Origin of the sequence: Salinisphaera orenii subsp. halophila YIM 95161, assembly GCF_003732545.1 — a bacterium.
Classification (GTDB): Bacteria; Pseudomonadota; Gammaproteobacteria; order Nevskiales; family Salinisphaeraceae; genus Salinisphaera; species Salinisphaera orenii_A.
The window spans coordinates 25,284-50,284 of record NZ_AYKF01000110.1 but is presented as its reverse complement, the minus strand read 5'-3'; the positions used below and the strand labels follow the sequence as shown (position 1 = coordinate 50,284).

The 25,001-nt window shown below is 68.1% G+C and carries 17 protein-coding genes; 11 read left to right on the top strand and 6 right to left on the bottom strand.

The genetic code is table 11. The features are described 5' to 3' along the window. The first annotated feature begins 1 nt into the window (after position 1). Together recF and gyrB are read left to right on the top strand one after the other, a co-directional pair. A complete protein-coding gene (recF, locus tag SAHL_RS13800) occupies positions 2 to 1,090 on the top strand; it encodes a DNA replication/repair protein RecF (protein WP_123591998.1) in 1,089 nt (362 codons plus the stop codon). 44 nt (positions 1,091 to 1,134) lie between these two features. Continuing rightward, on the top strand, positions 1,135 to 3,555 hold the full coding sequence (gene gyrB / locus SAHL_RS13795; protein WP_123591997.1) for a DNA topoisomerase (ATP-hydrolyzing) subunit B: 2,421 nt from the start codon (positions 1,135 to 1,137) through the stop codon (positions 3,553 to 3,555). Positions 3,556 to 3,593: 38 nt separating this feature from the next. Here gyrB and gmhB read toward each other — a convergent pair whose 3' ends face one another. The 3 genes from gmhB to glyQ are packed head-to-tail and all read right to left on the bottom strand — an operon-like array spanning position 3,594 to position 7,118. Then, entirely contained in the window at positions 3,594 to 4,148 is a 555-nt protein-coding gene (gene gmhB / locus SAHL_RS13790; protein WP_123591996.1) for a D-glycero-beta-D-manno-heptose 1,7-bisphosphate 7-phosphatase, read from the bottom strand. A gap of 4 nt (positions 4,149 to 4,152) precedes the next feature. After that, complete coding sequence (glyS, locus tag SAHL_RS13785) at positions 4,153 to 6,225, bottom strand: glycine--tRNA ligase subunit beta (protein WP_123591995.1); 2,073 nt, start codon at positions 6,223 to 6,225, stop codon at positions 4,153 to 4,155. Continuing rightward, positions 6,222 to 7,118, bottom strand: a complete 897-nt coding sequence (gene glyQ, locus SAHL_RS13780) for a glycine--tRNA ligase subunit alpha (RefSeq protein WP_123591994.1) — start codon at positions 7,116 to 7,118, stop codon at positions 6,222 to 6,224. The genes glyS and glyQ overlap by 4 nt, the downstream gene beginning before the upstream one ends. A gap of 256 nt (positions 7,119 to 7,374) precedes the next feature. On the opposite strand from glyQ, the gene glnA reads away from it, so the two are divergent. From glnA to glnG, 4 genes are all read left to right on the top strand, one after another. Next, the gene (gene glnA / locus SAHL_RS13775) at positions 7,375 to 8,784 is read left to right on the top strand and encodes a glutamate--ammonia ligase (protein ID WP_123591993.1); all 1,410 of its coding nucleotides are present in this window, start codon (positions 7,375 to 7,377) and stop codon (positions 8,782 to 8,784) included. 103 nt (positions 8,785 to 8,887) lie between these two features. Next, positions 8,888 to 9,577 (top strand): DUF4124 domain-containing protein, encoded by a 690-nt coding sequence (locus SAHL_RS13770; RefSeq protein WP_123591992.1) that lies wholly within the window; start codon positions 8,888 to 8,890, stop codon positions 9,575 to 9,577. Between the two features lie 69 nt (positions 9,578 to 9,646). After that, the gene (glnL, locus tag SAHL_RS13765) at positions 9,647 to 10,723 is read left to right on the top strand and encodes a nitrogen regulation protein NR(II) (protein ID WP_123591991.1); all 1,077 of its coding nucleotides are present in this window, start codon (positions 9,647 to 9,649) and stop codon (positions 10,721 to 10,723) included. Continuing rightward, positions 10,713 to 12,200 carry a nitrogen regulation protein NR(I) gene (gene glnG / locus SAHL_RS13760; protein WP_416235848.1) on the top strand — a complete coding sequence of 496 codons (1,488 nt, stop codon included), beginning with the start codon at positions 10,713 to 10,715 and terminating at the stop codon, positions 12,198 to 12,200. Before glnL ends, glnG begins: the two co-directional genes overlap by 11 nt. A 3-nt stretch (positions 12,201 to 12,203) precedes the next feature. On the opposite strand, the gene SAHL_RS13755 is transcribed toward glnG, so the two are convergent. Beyond that, positions 12,204 to 13,562, bottom strand: coding sequence for an NAD(P)/FAD-dependent oxidoreductase (locus SAHL_RS13755; RefSeq protein ID WP_123591989.1), 1,359 nt, complete (start codon positions 13,560 to 13,562; stop codon positions 12,204 to 12,206). Between the two features lie 74 nt (positions 13,563 to 13,636). Between SAHL_RS13755 and SAHL_RS13750 the strand changes: the two genes are divergently transcribed. The 4 genes from SAHL_RS13750 (at position 13,637) to SAHL_RS13735 (ending at position 22,260) form a co-directional block, all read left to right on the top strand. After that, positions 13,637 to 14,419: an NRDE family protein gene (locus tag SAHL_RS13750; protein ID WP_184947703.1), complete on the top strand. Its 783-nt coding sequence runs from the start codon at positions 13,637 to 13,639 to the stop codon at positions 14,417 to 14,419. Next, positions 14,416 to 16,371 (top strand): S9 family peptidase, encoded by a 1,956-nt coding sequence (locus SAHL_RS13745; protein WP_123591987.1) that lies wholly within the window; start codon positions 14,416 to 14,418, stop codon positions 16,369 to 16,371. Before SAHL_RS13750 ends, SAHL_RS13745 begins: the two co-directional genes overlap by 4 nt. A 151-nt stretch (positions 16,372 to 16,522) precedes the next feature. Beyond that, complete coding sequence (locus SAHL_RS13740) at positions 16,523 to 18,382, top strand: autotransporter assembly complex protein TamA (protein ID WP_245968546.1); 1,860 nt, start codon at positions 16,523 to 16,525, stop codon at positions 18,380 to 18,382. Next, a complete protein-coding gene (locus SAHL_RS13735) occupies positions 18,379 to 22,260 on the top strand; it encodes a translocation/assembly module TamB domain-containing protein (RefSeq protein WP_123591985.1) in 3,882 nt (1,293 codons plus the stop codon). Before SAHL_RS13740 ends, SAHL_RS13735 begins: the two co-directional genes overlap by 4 nt. 184 nt (positions 22,261 to 22,444) lie before the next feature. On the opposite strand, the gene SAHL_RS13730 is transcribed toward SAHL_RS13735, so the two are convergent. Beyond that, on the bottom strand, positions 22,445 to 23,026 hold the full coding sequence (locus SAHL_RS13730; protein WP_123591984.1) for a DedA family protein: 582 nt from the start codon (positions 23,024 to 23,026) through the stop codon (positions 22,445 to 22,447). Positions 23,027 to 23,033: 7 nt separating this feature from the next. Next, a complete protein-coding gene (locus tag SAHL_RS13725; protein WP_123591983.1) occupies positions 23,034 to 23,696 on the bottom strand; it encodes an alpha/beta hydrolase in 663 nt (220 codons plus the stop codon). 178 nt (positions 23,697 to 23,874) lie between these two features. Here SAHL_RS13725 and SAHL_RS13720 point away from each other — a divergent pair, with 178 nt between their 5' ends. Continuing rightward, entirely contained in the window at positions 23,875 to 24,984 is a 1,110-nt protein-coding gene (locus SAHL_RS13720) for an S-(hydroxymethyl)glutathione dehydrogenase/class III alcohol dehydrogenase (RefSeq protein WP_123591982.1), read from the top strand. The last annotated feature ends 17 nt before the right edge of the window (positions 24,985 to 25,001 follow it).

Here is a 25,001-nt window from a genome sequence, read left to right as displayed (position 1 = left end):
AATGCAATTGACCCGGCTTCGATTGACCGATTTTCGCTGTTTCGAGGCACTCGAGATCAATCCAGGCCCGGGCGTCAACGTCATCACGGGCGATAACGCCTCCGGGAAAACCAGTCTCCTGGAGGCGCTTTACATTCTGGGCCGCGGCCAATCGTTTCGACACGCAACGGCTCGTCCCGCGGTCCGGGAGGGACAGACCGCATTCACGGTGCACGGCTTGATCGAGTCCGGCGAACAACGCAGCCGGCAGTTGGCGGTGCAGCGCGATCGTCGCGGCATGCACTATCGCTGTGATGGCAACCCAAGCACTACCCGCCTCGATCTCGTCAACGCATTCCCGCTCCAGCTCATCGACCCGAATCTGCATCGCCTTCTGGAACAGGGGCCGCGTTATCGCCGGCATTTTCTCGACTGGGGCGTGTTCCACGTGGAACAGGCGTTCTTTCCCGCATGGCATCGGTACCGACGCGCTCTGCGGCAGCGCAATCGCGCGTTGAAGGCGCGCTGGGCTAAAAAGGACGTCATTGCATGGGACGCCGAGCTCGTGCACAACGCCGAAATCGTTGACGCCTGCCGACGTGCCTATATCGAGGATATACGCCGTTATATGCCGGCCCAGGCGGAACGCCTGCTCGGTGAGGCGACGATCGCCATCGACTATGAACCCGGCTGGCGCCACGATGAGGGGTTCGGCGCCGCCTTGGCGGCCGGTTTGGATCAGGATCAACGCATGGGTTTCACCCAGCGCGGCCCCCACCGTGCCGATCTCCGGATATCAGTCGCTGAAACGACGGCCCGGGACTGGGTATCACGGGGGCAACAGAAAGTCCTTACAGCGGCGTTGCTGATTGTCCAGGCCCGTTTGCTGCACTTACGGCGCGGCGTGCAGCCGATCCTTCTTGTCGATGACCTCGCGGCCGAGCTGGGGCCGCAGTACCGCGACGGGCTCGCCGCGGAGATCGCCGGCCTCGGCGGTCAGTGCTTCGTTACGTTTCTGGAGGCCGCACTCGTTCCGGCCGCGCTGACACCGCGACGATTGTTCCACGTGGAACAAGGGCGCGTGACGGCCCATGGCGACGACGCGTGCTAAAATCACGCGGTTAAGCGCGAGTTCCCACTAACGGCGGTCTGGTCATGGCGGAAAACAACGGCGAATACAATTCCAGCAGCATCAAGGTGCTCAAGGGGCTGGAGGCCGTCCGCAAGCGCCCCGGGATGTACATCGGCGACACCGATGACGGTACCGGTCTGCATCACATGGTGTTCGAGGTCGTCGACAACGCGATCGACGAAGCGCTGGCCGGATACTGCCACGAGATCAAGGTCATCATCCATCGGGATCAGAGCATCACCGTCACCGATGACGGCCGTGGCATCCCCGTGGACATGCACGAGGGCGAAGGCAAGCCGGCCGCCGAAGTGATCATGACCGTGCTGCATGCCGGCGGCAAATTCGACGCCAATTCGTACAAGGTTTCCGGCGGTCTCCACGGCGTGGGCGTATCGGTCGTCAACGCGCTTTCGGACCGGCTGGAGCTCGATATTCATCGTGATGGGCAGAATTACCGCCAGCGTTACAGCATGGGTGAGCCGCTCGACGCGTTGAGTGCCGTCGGACCCACCGAACAGACCGGTACCTCGATTCATTTTCATCCGAGCGCCGATGTCTTCAGCAACATCGCCTACAGCTACGATATTCTCGCCAAACGCCTGCGCGAGTTGTCGTTCCTCAATTCGGGGGTCCGCATCCGGCTCATCGAGGAGGCCAGCGAACGCGACGTCGTATTCGAGTACGAGGGCGGCATTCGCGCGTTCGTGGAGAATCTGAACGAAAACAAGACGAAGCTTCACGAAACGGTCTGTTATTTCACCGCCGAGCGCGACGACATGGTCGTTGAAGTGGCGATGCAGTGGAATGATTCCTACCAGGAAAGCGTGTTCTGTTACACGAACAACATTCCCCAGCGTGACGGCGGCACCCATCTGGCCGGATTCCGCGGCGCGCTGACCCGCACGCTCAACGGTTACATCGAGACCGAAGGCCTGGCCAAGCGTGAAAAGGTCAATCCGGCGGGCGATGACGCTCGCGAGGGGCTGACTGCCGTCATCTCCGTGAAGGTGCCGGATCCGAAGTTCTCCTCGCAGACCAAGGAAAAGCTGGTTTCCTCGGAGGTGCGCGCCGCTGTCGAATCCTCCGTCAACGCCCATCTGAGCGATTTTCTGCTTGAAAACCCACGCGAGGCCCGCCTGATCGCCGGCAAGATCATCGAGGCGGCCCGCGCCCGGGATGCGGCGCGGCGCGCCCGTGACATGACGCGCCGGAAGGGCGCGCTCGATATCGCGGGTCTCCCCGGCAAGCTGGCGGACTGCCAGGAAAAGGATCCGGCGGCCTCCGAGCTGTTTCTGGTCGAGGGCGACTCGGCCGGCGGGTCGGCCAAACAGGGGCGGGACCGCCACTATCAGGCGATTCTGCCCCTCAAGGGCAAGATCCTGAACGTCGAGAAGGCGCGTTTCGACAAGATGCTGTCCTCGGTCGAGGTGGGAACCCTGATCACGGCGCTGGGCTGCGGGATCGGTCGCGACGAATTCGACCCCACCAAGCTGCGCTATCACCGCATCATCATCATGACCGACGCGGACGTCGACGGTTCGCATATCCGGACGCTGCTGCTGACGTTCTTCTACCGCCAGATGTTCGCCCTGATCGAGGCGGGCTACGTCTATATCGCGCAGCCGCCGCTGTACAAGGTCAAGAGCGGCAAGCAGGAACATTACGTCAAGGACGACCGCGAGCTGAGCAACTATCTGCTGCGGCTGGCGCTGGGCAAGGCGCAGCTGCGCGTGTCGGCGGACGCCCCGCCGATCGCCGACGAGGCGCTGGCGGATCTGTCGCAGCGCTACATGGACATGCTCGAGGACATCGACCGCCTGACCCGGCGTTTCGATCCGGCGACGCTCATGGAGATGACGTATCTGGAGGCGGTGACGACCGACATGTTCGCCGACGAGGGGCGCATGCAGGCCTGGGCCGACGCGCTGCAGGCGCGGCTGGATGCACGAAACGAAGCCCGCCACCGCTATGCGGTCCAGATCAAGCCGGCGACCGACGACCGGCCGCTGCATCTGCAGGTCACGCGTTTCAGCCACGGGATCCCGCATACCTTCGTCTGGCACGAGGACTTCTTCACCGGCCCTGAATACCAGCGCATGGCAACACTCGGCGGCGAGCTGCGGGCCCTGATGGGCGACGACGCGGTGGTGTCGCGTGGCGAACGCAGTGCGACGGTGGATACCTTCGATGCGGCCTACCGCTGGTTGCTCGAGGAGGCCAAGCGCGGGCTCAACGTGCAGCGCTACAAGGGCCTGGGCGAGATGAATCCGGAACAGCTCTGGGAAACTACGATGGATCCGGATAGCCGCCGGCTGATGCAGGTCAAGATCGAGGACGCGGTCGGCGCGGATCAGATCTTCACCACGCTCATGGGCGATCACGTCGAACCGCGGCGCGCTTTCATCGAGCGCAATGCGCTGATGGTCTCCAACCTGGACGTGTAACCCGGCCAGCGGCGGCCAGACCGACCGCGTGCCGGCTGCTACTGGCGCCGGCGCCTGTTCTTGCGGGCGGCGATCAAGGCGTCGGCGGCGGCGGCGAGATCCGTATGGCTCTCGACGTCCGCGAGTGCCGGAGCGTCGGTATCGACGCGCTTGCCGGTTTCGACGAATATCGGGTGCAGGCCCGCGGCCCGTGCGGCCTCGACGTCCGTGACGCTGTCACCGACGAAGGGCGCACCGCGGATCGTGCGCCCGAGTCGGCGTCCCATGTCCTCGAACAGCCCGATTTGCGGCTTGCGACAGCCGCAGCCGTCGTCGGGGCCGTGTGGGCAGAAGAAGATGCCGTCGACGTGGGTGCCAAGATCGGCGAGCATGCGTGTCATCTTGTCATGCACGGCGAACAGGCCGTCGTAATCGAACAGGCCGCGGGCGAGGCCGGACTGGTTGCTGGCCACCATCACGGTCAGACCCGCGTGCTTGAGCCGCACGATGGCCTCGAGGCTGCCCGGGATCGGCCGCCACTCCGCCGGCGACTTGATGAAGTCGTCGCTGTCTTCGTTGATGACGCCGTCGCGATCGAGGATGACCAGATTCATGGGACTAGTCTAGCGCCAATCGCGAGACGTCCACCACCTGGCGGCACAGGCCGTCGAGCGCCTTCAGCAGGGCGAGGCGGTTGTCGCGCAGCGCCGGGTCGTCGACCATCACCATGACCTGATCGAAAAAGGCGTCAAGCGGTTCGGCCAGCATCGCGACCTGCTCCAGGGCCGGTTCATAGCGCCGAGTCTGCACCGCCTCCGCGATCGCATTTTGGCGTGCCGCCATGCTTTCGGCCAGCGCACGCTCGGCCGGTTCGGTAAGACGCGCGGGCTCGAAACCCGTGCCATCCGCGGCTACCGCGTTCTTGCGCAGGATGTTGCGTATCCGCTTGTGGGCGGCGCAGACGACAGCGGCCGCGGGCAGTTCGGCGAAGGCGGTTACGGCCCGGATGCGCGCCTCGAAATCGGTCATGTCCACGAGGTCGAGGGCGGCCACGGCATCGAAGCGGTCGCCGCTGATGCCGCGATCGCCGTAATAGCCGCGCAGACGTTCCATGTGGAACATCCAGAGCGCGGCGGCCGTATCCTCGGCACCTTCAACCGGCTGCATTGCGACGGCGGTGTCGATCGCACTCGCGAGGTCGATCGGAAGCTCGGCTTCGATCAGCGTGCGCAGCACGCCGAGGGCGGCCCGGCGCAGCCCGAACGGATCCTTGTCGCCGCTCGGGCGCTTGCCGATGGCGAAGATGCCCGCCAGCGTGTCGAGACGATCCGCCAGCGCGAGCAGTTGGCCGACGCGGGTCGATGCGATCGGCGCTCCGGCGGCTGCCGGGGCGTACTGCTCGGCCAGGGCCGTGGCGACGGCCTCCGGCTCGCCGGCGTCGCGGGCGTAATAGCAGCCCATCACGCCCTGCAGGTCGGGAAACTCGTCGACCATTTCGGTCAGGAGGTCGGTCTTGGCCAGTGCCGCGGCGCGTTCGACGTGGTCGTGCTCGGCCCCGACGGCGGCGTTGAGATGCCGCATGAGGCGGCCGATGCGCGCGCTCTTGTCGGCCAGCGATCCCAGCTCCTTCTGGAAGCTCACGCGGGCCAGGCCGTCGATGTGGGCCTCGAGACCGTGCTGGCGATCCTGCTCCCAGAAGAACAGGGCGTCGGCCAGCCGTGGCCGCACCACCCGTTCGTTGCCCGCGATCACCTGGGCCACGTCGGCGCTGTCGATGTTGGCCACCGTCACGAAGGCGGGCAGGAGTGCGCCGTCCGGCCCCTCGACCGGGAAGTAGCGCTGGTGTCCTTCCAGCGTGGAGATCAGTACCTCGCGTGGCAGGACCATGAAGCGCGCGTCGAAGTCGCCGCTGATCCCCACCGGCCATTCCACGAGTGCGGATACCTCCTCCGCCAGGGCGTCGTCGATCAACGCCCGTCCGCCGCACTCGGCGGCGGCGGCCTCGACCTGCTCGACGATGCGGGCCTTGCGATGGTCGGGATCGACGATCACGCAGCCGGGATCGCGCAGCCGGGCGGCATAGTCGGCCGCTCGAGCGAGTGCGATGGGCTCGGGGTGATGGAATCGGTGCCCGCGGGTGACGCGATCCGCGCTTTCTTCGAACACCGTCAGCGGAACGATGGTGTCGTCGTGCAGCGCCACCACCCAGTGAACCGGCCGCACGAAGGCCGCCTCGGAGTCGCCCCAGCGCATGCGTTTTGGGATCGGCAGGCGGCGCAGCACCTCGTCGACCGCCGGCTGAAGCAACGACGCGAGCGGTTTGCCCGGTTCGGTGCTGCGATAGACGAGGCGTTCGCCCTTATCGCTATCCTCGCGTACGAGTGCTTCGACCCGAGTGCCCAGCGATCGGGCGAAGCCCTCGGCCGCGGCCGTCGGCGCGCCCTCGTCGTCGAAGGCGATCGCCACCGTCGGGCCGGCCTTCTCGATGGCCGCCGGCGCGGTTTCGGCCGCGACGTCGTCGATGGTCACGGCCAGACGGCGCGGCGTCGCGTGACGCGTGACGGCGCCGCGCTCCAGGCCCGCCTCGTCCAGAGCAAGGGCGAGACCGTCGGCGAATGCATCGGCCAGCCGACGCATGGCGTTCGGCGGCAGCTCCTCGACGCCGATCTCGATGAGCAGCGGTGCGGTCATGCGGCCTCGTGGGTGTTGTCGAGCATGGGAAAACCGAGCGCTTCGCGCGAGTCGTAGTAAGCCTGCGCGCAGGCGCGTGCGAGGGTCCGCACACGCAGGATGTAGCCCTGGCGTTCGGTCACGGAAATGGCGTGTCGGGCATCGAGCAGATTGAACACGTGCGAGCACTCGAGCATGCGTTCATAGGCCGGTAGGGGCAGTTCGGCCTCCACCAGCCGCCCGCACTCGCGCTCGAGTGCATCGAAGCGCGCCAGCAGCGCGTCCACGTCGGCGTACTCGAAGTTATAACGGGACTGCTCCACCTCGTTCTGATGGTAGACGTCGCCGTAGCGGATCGTACCCGCCGGCGAGGAGGACCACACCAGGTCGTAGACGCTCTCGACGTTCTGCAGATACATCGCGATGCGCTCCAGGCCGTAGGTGATCTCCCCGGCGACCGGCCGGCAGTCGAGCCCGCCGACCTGCTGGAAATAGGTGAACTGGGTGATCTCCATGCCGTTGAGCCAGATTTCCCAGCCCAGGCCCCAGGCGCCGAGCGTGGGCGATTCCCAGTTGTCCTCGACGAAACGCACGTCGTGAATCGTCATGTCCAGGCCCAGAGCCTCGAGCGACGCCAGATACAGCGATTGAATGTCCTTCGGCGACGGCTTGAGCAGCACCTGGAACTGATAATAGTGCTGCAGCCGGTTCGGGTTGTCGCCGTAGCGGCCGTCGGTGGGACGTCGCGAGGGCTGTACATAGGCCGCGCGCCACGGCTCGGGACCGATCGAGCGCAGGAATGTGGCCGGATGGAACGTGCCGGCGCCCACCGGCATGTCCAGCGGCTGCACGATGGCGCAGCCCTGTTCGGCCCAGAATGTCTGCAGCCGGAAGATGAGCTGTTGGAAATCCATGCCAGAACCCCTTGAAACAGGCCGGAAGTATAACGGAAGCCGCCCCGTTCACGGCAGATCGCGGTATGAACCAAAACAGTGCATATCGCCTCGAAAGCATCGTTTTAGTGCATTTGATGCGCGATAATGTGGCGTTTGCCGCCCCTGTGCCCCGATGAAGCGCGTCCGTGACGTGGCATGGAAACTGCGTTTATAGTGGTTGTCCTCGCGACACTGCCGCCGACACGGCAGCCGAGTCCACACACAAGGAGTCATCATGTCGAGTAGCGAAGCGCTCAAACTCATTAAGGAAAGCGAAGCCAAGTTCGTGGACTTCCGCTTCTGTGACACGCGCGGCAAGGAACAGCACATGACCATGCCGGCGCATGTCGTCGACGAAGAGTTCATGGAAGAAGGCAAGATGTTCGACGGCTCGTCCATCGACGGCTGGAAGGGCATCAACGATTCCGACATGGTGATGATGCCGGACGACAGCACCGCGGTGCTGGATCCGTTCTTCGAGGAGCCCACGGTCATCATCCGCTGTGACGTCCTCGAGCCCAACACGATGATGGGCTACGAGCGCGACCCGCGTACCGTCGCCAAGCGTGCCGAGGCCTATCTCGCCTCCACCGGCATCGCCGACACCGCCCTGTTCGGGCCGGAGGCCGAGTTCTTCGTGTTCGACTCCGTGTCCTGGCACAACGAGATGAAGGGTGCCGGCTTCTCGATCGATTCCGAAGAGGCCTGGTGGAGCAGCAACAAGGCCTATCCGGAAGGCAACATGGGCCATCGCCCCGGGATCAAGGGCGGCTATGTCCCCGTGCCGCCCGTCGACTCCCACCAGGACGTGCGCTCGGCCATGTGCCTGGCCATGGAAGAGATGGGTCTGACCATCGAAGTGCACCACCACGAAGTGGGCACTGCCGGTCAGGGCGAGATCGGCATGCTGTTCAACACGCTGGTGAAGAAGGCCGATGAGCTGCTCGTCTACAAGTACTGCGTGGCCAACGTCGCCCACAGCTTCGGCAAGACCGCGACCTTCATGCCCAAGCCCCTGGTCGGCGACAACGGCACCGGCATGCACGTGCACCAGTCGCTGTCCAAGGACGGCAAGAATATCTTCTCCGGCGAGGAGTACGGCGGCCTGTCCGAGGAAGCGCTGTTCTACATCGGCGGCATCATCAAGCACGCCAAGGCGATCAATGCCTTCGCCAATGCCTCGACCAACAGCTACAAGCGCCTGGTCAAGGGCTTCGAGGCCCCGGTGCTGCTGGCCTATTCCGCCCGCAACCGCTCGGCCTCGATCCGCATCCCGTGGGTCTCCAGCCCGAAGGCGCGTCGCATCGAGGTCCGCTTCCCGGATCCGACCGCGAACCCGTATCTCGCCTTCACCGCGATGATGATGGCCGGTCTCGACGGCATCCAGAACAAGATCCATCCCGGCGAGGCCATGGACAAGGATCTCTACGATCTGCCGCCGGAAGAGGAAAAGGCCATCCCGACGGTGGCCCAGTCGCTGGAGGAGGCGCTCAAGGCCCTGTCCGACGACCGCGACTTCCTCAAGAAGGGCGACGTGTTCACCGACGACCTCATCGACGGCTACATCGAGCTCAAGATGGAGGAAGTGCTGCGTCTCAAGATGAGCACGCACCCGGCCGAGTTCGAGATGTACTACTCCTGCTGATTCAGGGGAGATCGGAGCCGGCGTCGCCGGCCCCGATTGGCGGGGCGCGTCCGTTGTCGGGCGCGCCCTTTTTTATGTCCGGTCGCTGCGCTAGATTCGTCGCATGAGGATGCTCGCCACCGTCGTCGTCGCTATTCTGTTCGCCACGGGCCCGGCCCACGCCGACATCTATACCTGGGTCGGCGCCGACGGCGTGCGCCATTACAGCGACAGCCCCGCCAGCAGTCGAGCCGAGCGCGCCGATCTGCCGGGCATCCAGAGTGTCGAGAGCGATCCCGACGCGCTGCAGCGGCTGCAGGACGAGTACCAGGCCGGCCGGGCCGAGGACGAGCCCCCCGATTCACGCCGGCCCGAGCTGGTTCGGCCCGAGGCCGGGCGTACCTTCCGGGACGCCCGCGGCGTCGTGCCGATATCGCTGACCATCGGCGGCGAAGCCGATCTGCGCGACGGCGAGCAGATCACCTATTATCTGGACGGCAGTCCGATCCCGGAGTCGCCCACCGACGAGACCCGCCTGGAACTGGCCAACGTCGCCCGCGGCTCGCACACGCTCAGCGCCGCACTGCTCTACGAAGGTCGGGAACTGCGTCGCACCGAGCCGGTGACCTTCTATGTCCAGCCGCCCGCCGCGATATCGCCGCTCAATCCGGACTCGCAGAGCGGGGGCGGCGACGACGGTGGCGAGAATGCCGACGGGGTCGCGACCGCGCCGCCGGCGGGCAACGCCGACGGCGCACCGGCCGCACCGCGATTCACGCCGGGCAGCGGCGGTGCGCCGTCGCCGCCGAGGTAGCGCGTCGCCCGGCGGCGACGTATGTTGTAGGCCGCACATACTGGCCCGAGTCTTGCTTCTGCAGTGGCCATGACACCTCGCGACAGTACCGGTATCCGCCCCGACACCATCCTCGACAATCTCAAGACGGCGGTGGTGTGTCTGGACCACCGCATGCGCGTGACCTACCTCAACACCGCCAGCGAGATGCTGTTCGGAGTCTCGGCGCGCCACTGCGGGCGCGAACCGTTCGACAAGGCGCTGCCCTACCTCGCGGATCACCGCGAAAAGCTCGCCAGCGCACTGGCCGAAGGCGCGGCCTTCACCGAGCGGGAGCTGCATCTTCGCGCCGGCGGTGGCGAACCGCTGACCGTGGACTGCACGGTCACGCCCTTCACCGATCGCAACGGCGAAGCGGCCCTGCTGCTGGAATTCCTGTCGCTGGATCGCCAGCTGCGGATCTCCCGCGACGATCAGATGCGCATCCAGAATCTGGCCAACCGCGAGATGATCCGGGGGCTGGCCCACGAGATCAAGAATCCGCTCGGCGGGCTGCGGGGCGCGGCCCAGCTGCTCGAGCGCGAGATCGGCGATGACGAGCTCAAGGAATTCACCGCCGTCATCATCCGCGAGGCCGATCGGCTGCAGAACCTGGTCGACGGTCTGCTCGGGCCGCGCCGGCCGCCGAACAAGCAGGCGATCAACATCCACGAGCCGCTGGAACACGTGCGCGCGCTGGTCGGTGCCGACCTGAGCGCCGACGTCGCGCTGGTGCGCGACTACGATCCGAGCATTCCCGAGATCGAGGCCGACCGCGAGCAGCTCATCCAGACGTTCTTCAACGTGGTCGGCAACGCCGTGACCGCGCTCGACGGCTCCGGCGAAATCTTGCTGCGCACCCGGACCCAGCGCCTGTTCACCATCGGCGGCGTGCAGCATCGGCTGGTGCTCCGGGTGGACGTCATCGACAACGGGCCGGGCATCCCCGCCGACCTGCTGCCGCGCATCTTCCATCCGATGGTCAGCTCGCGGGCCGAGGGCACGGGCATGGGCCTGCCGATCGCGCAGTATCTGGTGCACCTGCACCAGGGCCTGATCGAGTGCGAAAGTCGCCCGGGCCAGACCATGTTCAGCGTATTTCTGCCTTTGGAGGCGATTGATGAGTGATCTGAAGGCCTGGATCGTGGACGACGACGAGTCGATCCGCTGGGTCCTCGAGCGCGCGCTGAAGAGTGCCGGCATCGAGGTCACCAGTTTTCCCGGCGGCGCCGAGTTGCTCGACGCCATCGACGACAGCGCGCCCGACGTGCTGCTCACCGATATCCGCATGCCGGGTATCTCCGGGCTGGATCTGCTCGACCGGGTCAACGAGATCCGCCCGGATCTGCCGATCATCATCATGACCGCGCATTCGGATCTGGACAGCGCGGTCTCGGCCTATCGCGGCGGCGCCTTCGAGTATCTGCCCAAGCCGTTCGACCTCGACGAGGCGGTGGAGCTGGTCACCCGGGCCGCCCATATCAGCGGTGAATTCGGCGAGGCCGCCCAGCGCTCGGCGGCGGCGGAATCGATCATCATCGGCGAGGCGCCGGCGATGCAGGAGGTCTTTCGCGCCATCGGCCGGTTGTCGGCCTCCCACATCACGGTGCTGATCACCGGCGAGTCGGGGACCGGCAAGGAGCTGGTCGCACACGCCCTGCACGAGCACAGCCCGCGGGGGGCGCATCCCTTCATCGCGGTCAACACCGCCGCGATCCCCAAGGACCTGATGGAATCCGAGTTCTTCGGCCACGAGAAGGGGGCTTTCACGGGCGCCGTCGCCCAGCGCCGCGGCCGCTTCGAGCAGGCCCACGGCGGTTCGCTGTTTCTCGACGAGATCGGCGAGATGCCGGCCGATCTGCAGACGCGCCTGCTGCGCGTGCTCCAGGACGGCCAGTTCTACCGTGTCGGCGGCCACACGCCGGTGTCGGTGGACGTGCGCATCATCGCCGCGACCAACCGGGATCTCGAAGCGGAAGTGAAGAAGGGCCGTTTCCGCGAGGATCTGTTCCACCGCCTCAACGTCATCCGCCTGCGGGTGCCGCCGCTGCGCGAGCGCCGCGAGGACATCCCGCTGCTGCTCGACTTCTTTCTCGGCCGCGCGGCCACCGAACTGCAGATGGAGTCCAAGACGCTCAGCGCCGCGGCCCGGGATCATCTGGCCACGCTGGACTGGGCCGGCAACGTTCGCCAGCTGGAGAACCTCTGTCGCTGGCTCACGGTGATGGCGCCCGGCCGCGAGGTCATGCCCGAGGATCTGCCGCACGAGCTGCGCGGCCACGTCGACACGACCGAGGGCCCCGCGGCGGTCCCGGGGCCGGGGGAGACCGCGACGCCGTCGCCCCCGACTGCGACGCCCGCGGCGGGTGTGACCACGACCGGCGGCTGGGACGAGCAGCTCGCCCACTGGGCCGAGCACCGGCTGGCCGAGGGCGCGGATCACCTGCTCGACGAGGCGATCCCGAGCCTGGAGCGGGTGATGATCCGGACCGCGCTCGCGCGGACCGACGGCCATCGTCAGGAGGCCGCTCGCCTGCTTGGCTGGGGTCGCAACACTCTGACCCGCAAGATCAAGGAGCTCGGCATGGACGCCGAGGCGGGCTAGCGTCTAGCCGCCGCGATCGGGCGGATTCGTGCCGGTTTCACCGGCATCGCGGTCGTGCAGACGCCGCGTGTTCGGCGGTCGGCCGGTGATCAGGCGGTCGCCGGTGCGGCGGGTGAAGTATTTCCACACCCACTGCAGCATCACCCGCAGCCGGCGCTCGCTGCCGATCAGCGCGTAGATGTGGACGAGCACCCAGAGCAGCCAGGCCGAGAAACCGGACACGGTCATCCACGGCAGATTGCCCACCGCACGGTTGCGGCCGATCACGGCCATGCTGCCCTGGTCCCGGAAGGCGAAATCGCGCACCGGCTTGCCGGCGGCCCGGCGCTTGAGCAGACGGGCGACGTATTCGCCCTGCTGGATCGCGGCCGGCGCCAGCCCCGGCACGGCCCGACCGCGGCGATCGGTGGCCGCGGCCAGGTCGCCGATGACGAAGATCTCCGGATAGCCGGGCAGTGACAGATCGGGGGCCACACGCAGCCGGCCGCCGCGCTCCGGGCGCGTGCCGGTGCGCTCGGCCAGGATCTCGCCGAAGACCGAGGCCCGCACACCGGCGGCCCAGAGCACCGTGTGCGAGGCCACACGCCGCTCGCCGTCCGGCCCTTTCATGACCACCCCGTCGCTGTCGATGTCGGAGACCAGGGTGTCGGTCACGATCTCGACGCCGAGTTCGGCGAGCATCGCCTCGGCCTTGCGCGAGAGTTTCTCCGGATAGACCGGCAGCACGCGGCTCGCGCCCTCCACCAGCATGATGCGGGCCGACTGCGGGTCGATGGCACGGAAGTCGTCGACCATGGTGCGATGGGCGAGTTCGGCGATCGCACCGGCCAGCTCCACCCCGGTGGGTCCGGCGCCGACGATGACGAAGTTCAGCCAGGGCGCGCGTTCATCCCTGTCGCTGGTAAGCTCGGCGGTCTCGAAGGCATGGAAGATCCGGCGGCGCATGCGCAGCGCGTGTTCCACGGTCTTCAGGCCCGGGGCGTCGGCGGCCCACTGGTCGTTGCCGAAATAGGCGTGCTTGACGCCGGTGGCCACGATCAGCGTGTCGTAGGTGAGCGTGCCCGCCTCGTGACGGATCGCCCGGCGCGCCGGGTCGATGTCGTAGACGGTGCTCATGAGCGTGCGCACGTTCTTCTTGCGCCGCAGCGTCACGCGGTGCGGCGTACAGACGTCGCCGGTGGTCAGCATGCCGGCGGCGACCTGGTAGAGCAGAGGCTGGAAGGTATGGAAGTTTCGCTTGTCGAGCAGGGTCACGTCGAAGCCGGTGGCGCCGAGCTTGCGGGCGGCGAACAGGCCGCCGAAGCCGCCACCGACGATGACCACGCGGTGGCGTTCGTTATTGTTATGGCTGGTTTCAGTCATGCTTTCCCCCGTGAAGCAGCACCGCTGAGCTTAGCAAGAAAGCGGCGCGTCCCCGCGCCGCGATGGTGCCCGGCATGTGCCTGATCGCCTTCGCCTGGCAGCGTCATCCGCGCTGGCCGCTGCTGGTGGCGGCCAACCGCGACGAGTTCCACGCCCGGCCCACACGGTCGGCGACGTGGTGGCGGCATCCCCGCGGCCTGTTCGCCGGGCTGGACGAGCGCGGCGGCGGCAGCTGGTGTGGCGTCGACCGGCGGGGACGTTTCGCGGCCGTGACCAACGTCCGCGGCAGCACCCCGGCGGCGGCGGACGCCCGTTCCCGCGGCCTGCTCGTGCGCGGCTACTTCGAGCAGACCGCGGGGGCGGCCGTCTGGGCGCGGCACATCCACGCCGAGGGCGCGGCGTTCGGCCCCTTCAATCTGCTGGTCGGTGACCGCGATGCGCTGTGGTTCGTCTCCAACCGCGGCCCGGTGCGCCACCGGTCGCTGCGGCCCGGGATCCATGCGATCTCCAACGGCCACTGGGGCGATCACTGGCCGAAGACCGAACGCGCGCAGGCGCGGCTCGGCGAGTGCGTTGCCGCGGACGACGTCGAGCCGCCGACGCTGTTCGAGCTGCTCGCCGACACCGACGGCGCCCCGGATGCCGCCCTGCCGGATACCGGCATCGGGACCGAGCGCGAACGCTTTCTCTCGCCGCTGTTCATTGCCGGTGCCGCCTACGGCACGCGGGCGTCGACGGTGATCCGCCGGCGCGCCGACGACCGGATCGAGTTTCACGAACGCAGCTTCGACGCCACGGGCACGATAGCCGACCGCGTCGACGAACACTGGACGATGACCCGGGAGACACCGACATGAGCGAGATCCGCGCCTACGGCAGCTGGCCGTCGCCGATACGGGCCGCGCACGTGGCTGCCGCCGGCCGTCGCTTCACCGATCTGGCGGTCGATCCGGCCGCCCCGGCGGGCGAGGGCCTCTACTGGCTGGAAAGCCGGCCGGCGGAAGCCGGCCGCAACACCATCATGCGGCGGACCGCGGATGGCGGGGTCGAATCGCTGCTGGCTGCGCCTACGGGCGCGCGCAGTGCGGTGCACGAATACGGGGGCGGCGCGTTCACCGTGCACGCCGGGGTGGTCTGGTTCGTCGACGCGGCGGATCAGGCGATCCGGCAGCGCGATACGGCGGGTCGGCTGAGCGCGGTGACGGACATCGGCGCCGGCGTGCACCACGCGGATCTGCAGTACGACGCCGGCCGGGGCCGGCTGATCGCGGTGGTCGAGACCCCGCGCGGCGAGACCGAGCCCCGGGCCACGATCGAGGCGATCACGCTCGAGGGCGAGCGCACGGTGATCGCCGAGGGCCACGACTTCTACGCCAGCCCGCGGCTGTCGCCCGACGGCTCGCGTCTCGTCTGGCTGGCCTGGAACCACCCGGACATGCCCTGGGACGCGACCGAACTGTGGCAGGCCGAACTGGCCGCCGACGGCGGCATCGGCGCGCCCCGCTGTCTGTGGGCGCCCGCGGATGCCTCCCTGTTCGGGCCGCTGTTCGACCCCGCCGGCCGGCTCTACATCGTCTGCGACGCCGACGACTGGTGGAACATTCACCGCGAGACCGCGACCGGCTTCGAAGCCCTCACCCGCGAGCGCGCGGAATTCGGCCAGCCGCAGTGGGTGTTCGGCCAGAGCACCTGTGCGTTCGCCGACGACGGCACGCTCTACGCCCTGGCCACGCGGGACGGCATCTGGCAGCTCGGCCGCGTGGATACGGTCAGCGGCGCGTTCACCCCGCTGCCCACGGCCGCCGATTTCTTCGAGCATCTGCACGTGCTCGGCGAGCGGCCGGTCGCGGTCGCGGCGAACGCGGCCATGCCCAAGCAGGTCCTCGCCTTCGCGGCCGACGGCGCCGCCGAGGTCCTGCGTGCCGGCGACGGCCTGCCGGACACCGCCGTACTCTCCCGGCCCGAGGCCGTGACCTGGCCCACCGCCGATGGCGACGTCGCCCACGGCCTGTTCTATCCCCCGGCCAGCGCGGACAGCGTCGGTCCGGCGGACGAGCGGCCGCCGCTCATTCTGAAGTGTCACGGCGGGCCGACCGGGGCAACCAGTACGGCGCTGGATGCGCGCATCCAGTACTGGACGTCGCGCGGCTACGCCCTGCTGGACGTCAACTATCGCGGCAGTACCGGCTATGGCCGTGCCTACCGCGGCAAACTGGGCGGCGCCTGGGGCATCGCCGACGTCGAGGACTGCGTGCACGGCGCGCGTTATCTGGCCGAACGTGACGCCATCGACGCCGATCGTGTGTTGATCTCGGGCAGCAGCGCGGGCGGCTACACGGTCCTCTGCGTGCTCACCTTCACCGACATCGCCGCCGCCGGGGCCAGCTATTACGGCATCGGTGATCTGACGCGTCTGCTGGCCTCCACGCACAAGTTCGAGTCCCGCTACCTCAAGCGCCTGATCGGCGAGGAGGAATCCCTGCTGGTCGCGCGCTCGCCGCTGGCGCATGCCGACCGCCTGAGCTGTCCGGTGCTGTTCCTGCAGGGGCTCAGGGACCGGGTCGTGCCGCCCGATCAGGCCGAGACCATGGCCCGGGCGCTGGCCGATCGCGGTGTGCCGGTCGCCCACGTGACCTTTCCGGAGGAGCGCCATGGCTTTCGCGACGCCGACAACATCGTCCACGCGATCGAGGCCGAGCGCAGCTTCTACAGCCGCGTGCTCGCCATACCCGCCGCCGAGGCCCCGATCGAGCTCACGATCGCGAACGTCGACGACCTCGGGGCATCGGCTGCCGGCCCTCGCACGTAAGGACACGACCGGCACATGTTTTTTGGGTCGCGGCCCGCGGGTCGGCTAAGCTGGAACGTCTCGCGCGGGCCCGGCGTGTCGGGGCCGGTTCACCAGGGCGGATCGTTTTGACGGGGTTGGCGATGACACAAACCGATTGCGCGCGGTGGATATGCTGAAGCCGTGCCGCACGGGCCGGCGCCTGCGCCACGCCTCGCTGTGGCTGGGCATCGCTGCGAGCGCCGGGCTCGGCGTCGTGCTGATCGCGCCCGCCTTCGCGGATACCGTGAACGTTCGCATCGAGGGTCTGGGCGATCCGCTGCGGGCCAATGTGCGCAAGTCGTTGTCGGTGGCCGCCGAGCACGAGGAACCCTGGTCGACGCGCCAGATCGAGCGCCTCTACCGGCTTGCGCCCAACGAGATCCGGAACGCGCTCGCGCCGTACGGCTACTACAACCCCGAGATCGACAACACGCTGACCGAGCCCCAGGGCGAGACCGGCGCCTGGCGGGCGGCGTTCGACATCGAGCAGGGGCCGCCGACGAAAGTGACGCGGCTCAACCTGGCGGTGCGCGGGCCGGGCGACGAGTTTCCGGACGTGCGCGAAGCCCTGGCGAACACCCGGCTGGCCGAAGGCGGGCGACTGATTCACGCCGATTATTCGGCGACCAAGTCTGCGCTCTACAACGCCGCCTACGACGCCGGCTATCTCGACGCCCGTTTTCCGGAGGCCGCGATCCGGGTGAACCCGGAGGACAACACGGCCGAGATCGACCTCGTCCTGTACACCGGCGAGCGCTACTACTTCGGCGATGTCCATATCGAGCAGGACATTCTCGACGACGACTTCGCCAACCGCTTCGTGCCGATCCAGCCCGGGGACCCGTTCAACGCCGAGCGGCTGATCGACACCCAGCTGATCCTGTCGGACACCGACTACTTCGACAAGCTCGAGATCCAGGCCGATCGCAACGCCGCCGAGCGCGCCGCGCCGGTGCAGAACTGGTTCTACGACCTGCTGTATCCGCCCCAGGATCCGCTCATGTCCATCGGTCAGCTGCGGGTGCCGGTCAACGTCGAGGCCTCGCCGAGCAAGCCGCAGAGCTACACGATATCCGGCGGCTACGGCACCGACACCGGCCCGCGCATCGGCTTCGGCGTGCGCTTCCGGCATCTGAACAGACGCGGCCACCAGTTCCGCAGCGACCTGCGTCTGTCGGCCGTCGAACAGACCCTGCAGGCGGCCTACGACATTCCGATCGAGGACGTGGCCGAGGACAGGCTCAGCTTCACCGCCAACGTCTCGAATCAGGAGTTCGGCGACATCACGTCGATCAACTACGGCATCGGCGCGGTGCGCGATACCGGCTGGTCGCTCGGGCGCAAGCGCGCCTACATCAATCTCGAGCGTGAGAGCTACGATCTGGGCGACGGCGCCGGCGATCGCAATGCGACCCTGCTCTATCCCGGCTACACGCTGACGCTGCAGAAAGCCGACGATCTGCTCAACACCCGCAAGGGCGTGAGCGCCTCACTGGACGTGCACGGCGCCAGCGAGGCGCTGCTCTCGAGCGTGGATTTCGTCCAGGCCAAGTTCACGGGCAACGCGGTGCTGCCGCTGACCTCGCGTTCGCGGCTGCTGCTGCGCACCGAAATCGGGGCCACCGAGGTCGACGACTTCGCCCGCCTGCCGCCCTCGCAGCGTTTCTTCGCCGGCGGCGACCGCAACGTGCGCGGCTACGGCTACCAGCAGATCAGCCCGGAGAACGGCGACGGCGAGAACATCGGCGGGCGCTATCTCGCGGTCGGCAGCATCGAGGCCGACTACCGCGTCTACAAGGACTACGGCGTGGCCGCCTTCTTCGACATGGGCGATGCCGCCAACACGACCAGCTTCGACTTCAAGCGCGGCGTGGGCATCGGTTTCCGCTGGGCCTCGCCGGTGGGCATGATCCGGCTGGATCTGGCGCACCCGCTGGACGACGAGGACAGCGACTTCCGCATCCACTTCAGCCTCGGCCCCGACCTGTGACTGCGACGGGGGACAACCGGCCGGCAGACGGCAAGCCCGCCGCGCCCGAACCGAAGAAGCGGCGACGGCGCGGACGCCGGCTGTGGCGGGTCCTGAAGTGGACGCTGCTGGTGCTGCTGCTGCTCATCGTGGTGTTGGTCGGCCTCGTGGCCTGGATCGCCGGCACCCGTTCCGGTCTGGATTTCGCCTGGGGCCAGATCGGCCCGCGCCTGCCCGAGGGCATCGAGGTGGCGAGTGTGTCCGGGCGCCTGATCGGACCGCTCGAGGTGCGCGGCGTGTCGGTCGAGACCGATACCATGGACCTGTCCGTCGATGCGGTGGACCTCGACTGGACCGCGGCGGAACTGCTCTCGCGCACCTTGCATCTGAAGAATCTCGCCGTGCGCGGCGTGGATTACAAAGCGACTGGGGTCGCCGCAGAGGAACCGGAGCCCGAGTCCTCCGACGAGCCGTTCTCCCTCCCCGAGGCCATCGACCTGCCCGTGGTGGTGCAGATCGACCGCGTCGCCCTCGACGACGTCTCGGCGACCACGGCACCCGAGGCCGAGCCGTTCGTGGTCGATCGGGCCCGGCTGGTCAACGCGCGGCTCGACGACACCGACTGGCGCATCGAGTCGCTGACCGGCACCGGGCCGATGTTCGATCTGGAGGCCGGCGCCCGGGTCACCCCGCGCGGCGGTTATGCCACCAATCTGGATCTCGACGCCACGCTGCGGCTGCCCGACCTGGCGCCGATCGAGGCCGAGGCGCGGCTCGAGGGCGAGCTCGCCGACCTCGATCTCAGCGCCGCTGTGGCCGCCCCCTACAATCTGGACCTGACGGCCCATCTGACCGATGCGCTGAGTGCACCCGCGGTCGACGCCCGGCTTGCGCTCCAGGACGTGCGTACCCGGGCCATCCGCGAGGACCTGCCCGAGATCGGCGCGGACGCGACCGTCACCGCGACAGGCCCGATCGATGCGCTGGCGGTGAACCTCGACGCGGCCGTCGACAGCGCCGACTACGGCCGCGCCAACCTGTCGACGGCGCTCGAGTACACCCCGGAAGCGGTGCGCATCGACCGTCTGGAGCTGACCAGCCCGGACATGCCCGGCGAGCTCGGGGCCGAGGGGCGCATCGCCCTGTCCGAGGGCAACGCCATGGACGTGACCCTGGACTGGACGCAACTGCAGTGGCCGCTGGCCGGGGAACCGGCCTATCGATCCGAGCAGGGCCGCGTGACGCTCACCGGCGAGCTCACCGACTACGCCCTGGACACCGAACTGGCCTGGCAGGTGATCGGCCAGACCGAGGGCCGGCTCGCGCTCAACGGCACCGGCAGCATGGAGGCCTTCGAACTTGAGAACCTCGACGTCAGCGGCGGCCCGGGGGAGATCGGCGGCAACGCCAGTGTGCGCTGGGCGCCGGCGCTCGATGTCAGCGCGCATCTTGAAGGCAACGGCATCAATCCCGGCGCGATCGTCGCCGATGTGCCCGGCGACTTCGACCTCGTAGTCGATGTGCGCGCACGCCAGGAGGGGGAGCGTCTGACCGCCGACATCGATCGCCTGACCGCGAACGGACGCCTGCGCGGACAGCCGTTGGAGCTGGACGCCCGGGCCCGGTATCTGGGCGATCACGTGCAGGTCGAGCGCTTCCGTCTGGTGTCCGGGGCCACGACGGCGGACATCAGCGGCCGCTTCGGCTGGACCCCCGAGGCCGCCCTCGACGGGCGCTGGTCGATCGACTCCAGCGATCTGTCCACCGCCTGGCCGACGCTGGCGGGCCGTCTCGAGAGCAGCGGCCGGGTCACCGGCCGCGTGCAGGCGCCCAGCGTCGAGGCCACGCTCGATGCCGACGATATCGTCTTCGGCGAGAATCGGGTGGCCCGGGCCGCGCTGGACGCGCGCGTGGACTGGTCCGGCCGCAGTGCCTCCGAGGTGGCACTGGAGGTCACCGGGGTCGATGCGGGCGGCCAGGCCATCGACCGGGTCGCACTCACCCTGGACGGGACGCCCGCCGAGCACGCGCTCACCGCCGAGCTCGACAGCGATATCGCCCGTGCCGACATCGGCCTCGACGCCAGCCTGGACAAGGCGAGCATGAACTGGCGCTATACCCTGCAGCGGTTGCAGGCCGCCTACGGCGAGCTGGCGCCGTGGACGTTGGCGGGGCCGGCCTCCGGGCGCGTATCCGCCGCTGCCCAGTCGATCGAGGACGCCTGTCTGACCTCGGGCGAGGCGCGGCTGTGCCTGAGCGGGGCCAACGACGGCCAGGGCAGCCGCGCGCAGATCGAGCTCGCCGATCTTGCCTATGCGTACGCCCGGCCCTTTTTCCCGGAAGGGCTGGACGTGGACGGCGCGCTCTCGGGCCGCATCGAGGCCGCGCTGCCGGCCGGCGCCGAGCCCGACATCGACGCCCGGCTGACCACCAGCGGCGGCGCCGTGCGCATGACCCAGCCCGACGACAGCGTGGTCGAGGTGATCGACCTGGCACCGGGCACGGTCGACCTGCGCCTGGACAACGGCGCGCTCGACGCCGCCGTCGACCTGCCGCTGGTCGACCGCGGCGGCCTGAGTGCGGATATCGGCGTCGAGCCCGGTTCGGCGCCGCTGACCGAGCGCGCGCTGGCCGGGTGGGTGAAACTGGATATCCCCGATCTGGGCGTCATCGCCCGGCTGTCACCGGAGGTGGACGAGTTCGCGGGCGGCATCGCGGGCGATCTCGGCATCGACGGCAGCATCGCCCGGCCCGATGTCCGCGGCGATCTGGCGCTGGAGGCATCGCGCATCGTGCTGGTCTCGCCCGGGCTCACGCTCACCGGCGTGCGCCTGGCCGCCACCGGCCGCGGCGACGTCATCGACATCGACGCGGCCGCCGAGTCCGGCGGCGGCACGCTGAACGCCGACGGCGCGATCGCACTCAACGACGACGGCCAGGACGTGAACCTGTCGATCCGCGGGGATCGGTTCCAGGTGGTCAACATCCCCGACGCCACCGCCTACGCCAGCCCGGACCTCGACATCGAGGTCACGCCGGAGCGCGTCGACGTCAGCGGCCGCGTGACCGTGCCGGAAGCCTCGATCACCCCGCGCGACCTGCCGGAGTCCGGGGTGACCACGGTCTCCGGCGACCAGGTCATCGTCACCGACGAAGCCGCCGGCGACAGCGCGGTCGCCCGCGCCGTGCACGCCGATGTCGAGGTCGTGCTCGGCGATGCGGTGCGCATCGACGGCTTCGGACTCACGGCCAACCTCGAGGGCGGCCTGCGGGTGGTGCAGCAGCCGGGCGACGCCACCACCGGTACCGGCGAGATCCGCATCGTCGACGGCGCCTATCGGGCCTACGGCCAGAATCTGGATATTCAGGAGGGCCGCATTCTGTTCGCCGGCGGGCCGGTGAGTCAGCCCGGACTGGATATCCGCGCGGCCCGCTATCCCGCGGAGGACATCACCGTGGGCGTGGAGGTCCGCGGCAGCATCGCCGATCCGCGCCTGACGCTGTTCTCGGAGCCCGGCATGGGCCAGTCCGAGCAGCTGTCCTGGCTGCTGCTCGGACGGCCGCTGGACGGCGCCTCGGGTCAGCAATCGAGCCTGGTGGCGCGCGCCGCGCTGGCACTCGGCATGGATCGCGGCAACAACGTGCTCAAGGGCGTGGGCGACCGGCTCGGCGTGGACGAGATCGGCATCGGCAGCGGCGCGGGTCAGAGTAATGATCAGGCCGCCTTCACGGTCGGCAAGTATCTCTCGCCCAAACTCTATGTCAGCTACGGCATCGGGCTGTTCCAGCCGGTGTCGACGGTATCGCTGCGCTACACCCTGAGCTCGCGCTGGCGGCTGGAGACCCAGTCGAGCAGCATCGCCTCGGGCGGCGACCTGATCTATTCGTTCGACCGCTGAAGGTCGGCTCGTGGCGACGGTGGCCCGGATCGGCGCGTCGGGTCGGCGGGGTACGCGCACGCCCGAGCGCGATCGATGGCACCGGCGATCCGCCTCTGCGCAACCGGGGCTCTACGCATGAACGACGTCCAGGCCTTGCGTGAGGCCCGCGTCCTCGCCCGGCGGCTGGGTCGGTGAACGCGGTTCAGCCGCGTGAAGGTGGCGGTGTCCGCCGGCCGCGCAGGCGATACACCGCGTAGCCGATCAACGCCGCGGCGAGGACCACGACCACCAGGATCTGTTCCACGTCCTGGATATGGGCCAGCGCCTTCTGCACGGCATCGGCGAGATAGACGCCGATGGTGGTGATGGTGCCGACCCAGAGCAGGGTGCCGAGGCCGGCGAGCATGAAGAAGCGCCACGGCGAGACGCCCAGCGAGCCGAGCACGAACGGGGTGACGTAGCGCAGCCCGTAGAGAAAGCGAAAGCCGATCATCACCGGCGCGCCGTAGCGATCGAGCAGTCCTTCCACCCGAGCGGTCTTGGCGCGCCAGCCGGGCCGCCGGTCGAGGGCCGGCCGGCCCATGCGGCGGCCGATATGAAAGAAGAGGTTGTCGCCGATCACGGTGCCCGCGATCGCGGCCACGGCCACGCCCTCGACCGTGAGCATGTCGCGCAGGGCGGCGAAGACGCCGACGAGAATCGAGGTCTCGCCCTCGAAGAAGCAGCCGATCGCCACGGCGACATAGCCGTACTGGCCGATCAGATGGTGCAGGGTTTCGGTCATGGCCGGTTCAGCCGCACAGCCGCTCGGAGAGCCAGCGGCCGATGGTCGCGATCTGGGGCAGGCAGACCTGGTGCTGCATCGGGTATTCGTGCCAGGCCACGTCGTAGCCGGCGTCGGTCAGCGCATCGCGACTGTCGCGCCCGAGCGCGATCGGCACCACCGGATCCTCGGTGCCGTGGGCCATCAGGATCGGCGTGTCGCGGTTGGCCGGCGTGGCCTCGGCGGCCAGCGTGTCCGCCAGCGGCAGATACGTCGACAGCCCCATGATGCCGGCCAGGCGCTCGCCGTGACGCACGCCCGTGTGCAGCGCGATGGCCCCGCCCTGGGAGAAACCGGCGATGACGATGCGCTGGGCCGGAATCCGGCGCTCGATCTCGGCGGCGATCAGCGCCTCGATCTCGGCAGCGCTGGCGTGGATGCCCTCGGCGTCCTGCTTGTCGGCGATCGCCATGCCCTTGATGTCGTACCAGGCGCGCATCGGCATGCCGTTGTTGACCGTCACCGGTCGCGTCGGTGCATTGGGAAACACGAAGCGGATGCCGTGATCCGCCGGCAGACCCAGTTCGTCGACCACGGGGACGAAGTCGTTGCCGTCGGCGCCCAGGCCGTGCAGCCAGATGACGCTGGCGCGGGCATCCGTGTCGGGGGCGATCTCGATACAGTCGAGCATGATGGAGCCGGTGTCGAAGTGAGCCAGACGCGGGATTCTGGCCAGCGGCACTCACGCATGCAAGGAAATTTTGGTTGCGCATAAGGCCGGGCTATGCGATAGACTCCGGTATCCACGCCTTATACAACAATGTTCAGCGCCTCGCGGCGCGACAGCAATCAGCGAGGAGACGATCTACATGAAATCTCGTGCAGCCATCGCCTGGGAAGCAGGCAAACCCCTCTCGGTCGAGGAAATCGACGTCGAGGGCCCGAAAAAGGGCGAAGCGCTCGTTCGCATCGTCGCCACCGGCGTGTGTCACACCGACGCCTTCACCCTCTCGGGTGCCGATCCGGAGGGTTTCTTTCCCCGCATTCTCGGGCACGAGGGTGGCGGCATCGTCGAGGAAGTCGGCGAGGGCGTGACCTCGATCAAGCCGGGCGACCACGTCATTCCGCTGTATACCGCCGAGTGCGGCGAGTGCAAGTTCTGCAAGTCCGGCAAGACCAACCTCTGCGGGGCGGTGCGCGAGACCCAGGGTCAGGGCCTGATGCCCGACGGCACCACCCGCTTCAAGAAGGACGGCAAGGATCTCTACCATTACATGGGTACGTCGACCTTCTCCGAATACACGGTCGTGCCCGAGGTCTCGCTGGCCAAGATCAGCCCGGATGCGCCGCTGGACAAGGTCTGTCTGTTGGGCTGCGGCGTGACCACGGGCATCGGCGCGGTGTTCAACACCGCCGAGGTCGAGGAAGGCTCGACGGTGGCCGTGTTCGGCCTCGGCGCCATCGGCCTGTCGGTGATCCAGGGTGCGCGCATGGCCAACTGCTCGCGCATCATCGCCATCGACATCAATCCGTCCAAGTTCGAGTTCGCCAAGCAGCTCGGCGCCACCGAGTGCGTGAATCCGAAGGACTACGACGACCCGATCCAGCAGGTCATCGTCGAACTGACCGGCGGCGGCGTCGACTACTCCTTCGAGTGCATCGGCAACGTCAACATCATGCGCAGCGCGCTCGAGTGCTGCCACAAGGGGTGGGGCGAATCGACCATCATCGGCGTGGCCGGCGCGGGCGAGGAGATCTCGACCCGGCCGTTCCAGCTGGTCACCGGCCGCGTGTGGCGCGGTTCCGCCTTCGGCGGCGTCAAGGGCCGCACGCAGCTGCCGGACTATGTCGGCCGCTACATGGCCGGCGACATCAACATCGACGACTTCGTCACCCACGATCTGAAGTTCGAGCAGATCAACGAAGCGTTCGACCTGCTCCACGAAGGCAAGGCGATTCGTTCGGTCCTGCACTTCTGATCGAGCGCAGCCGAACC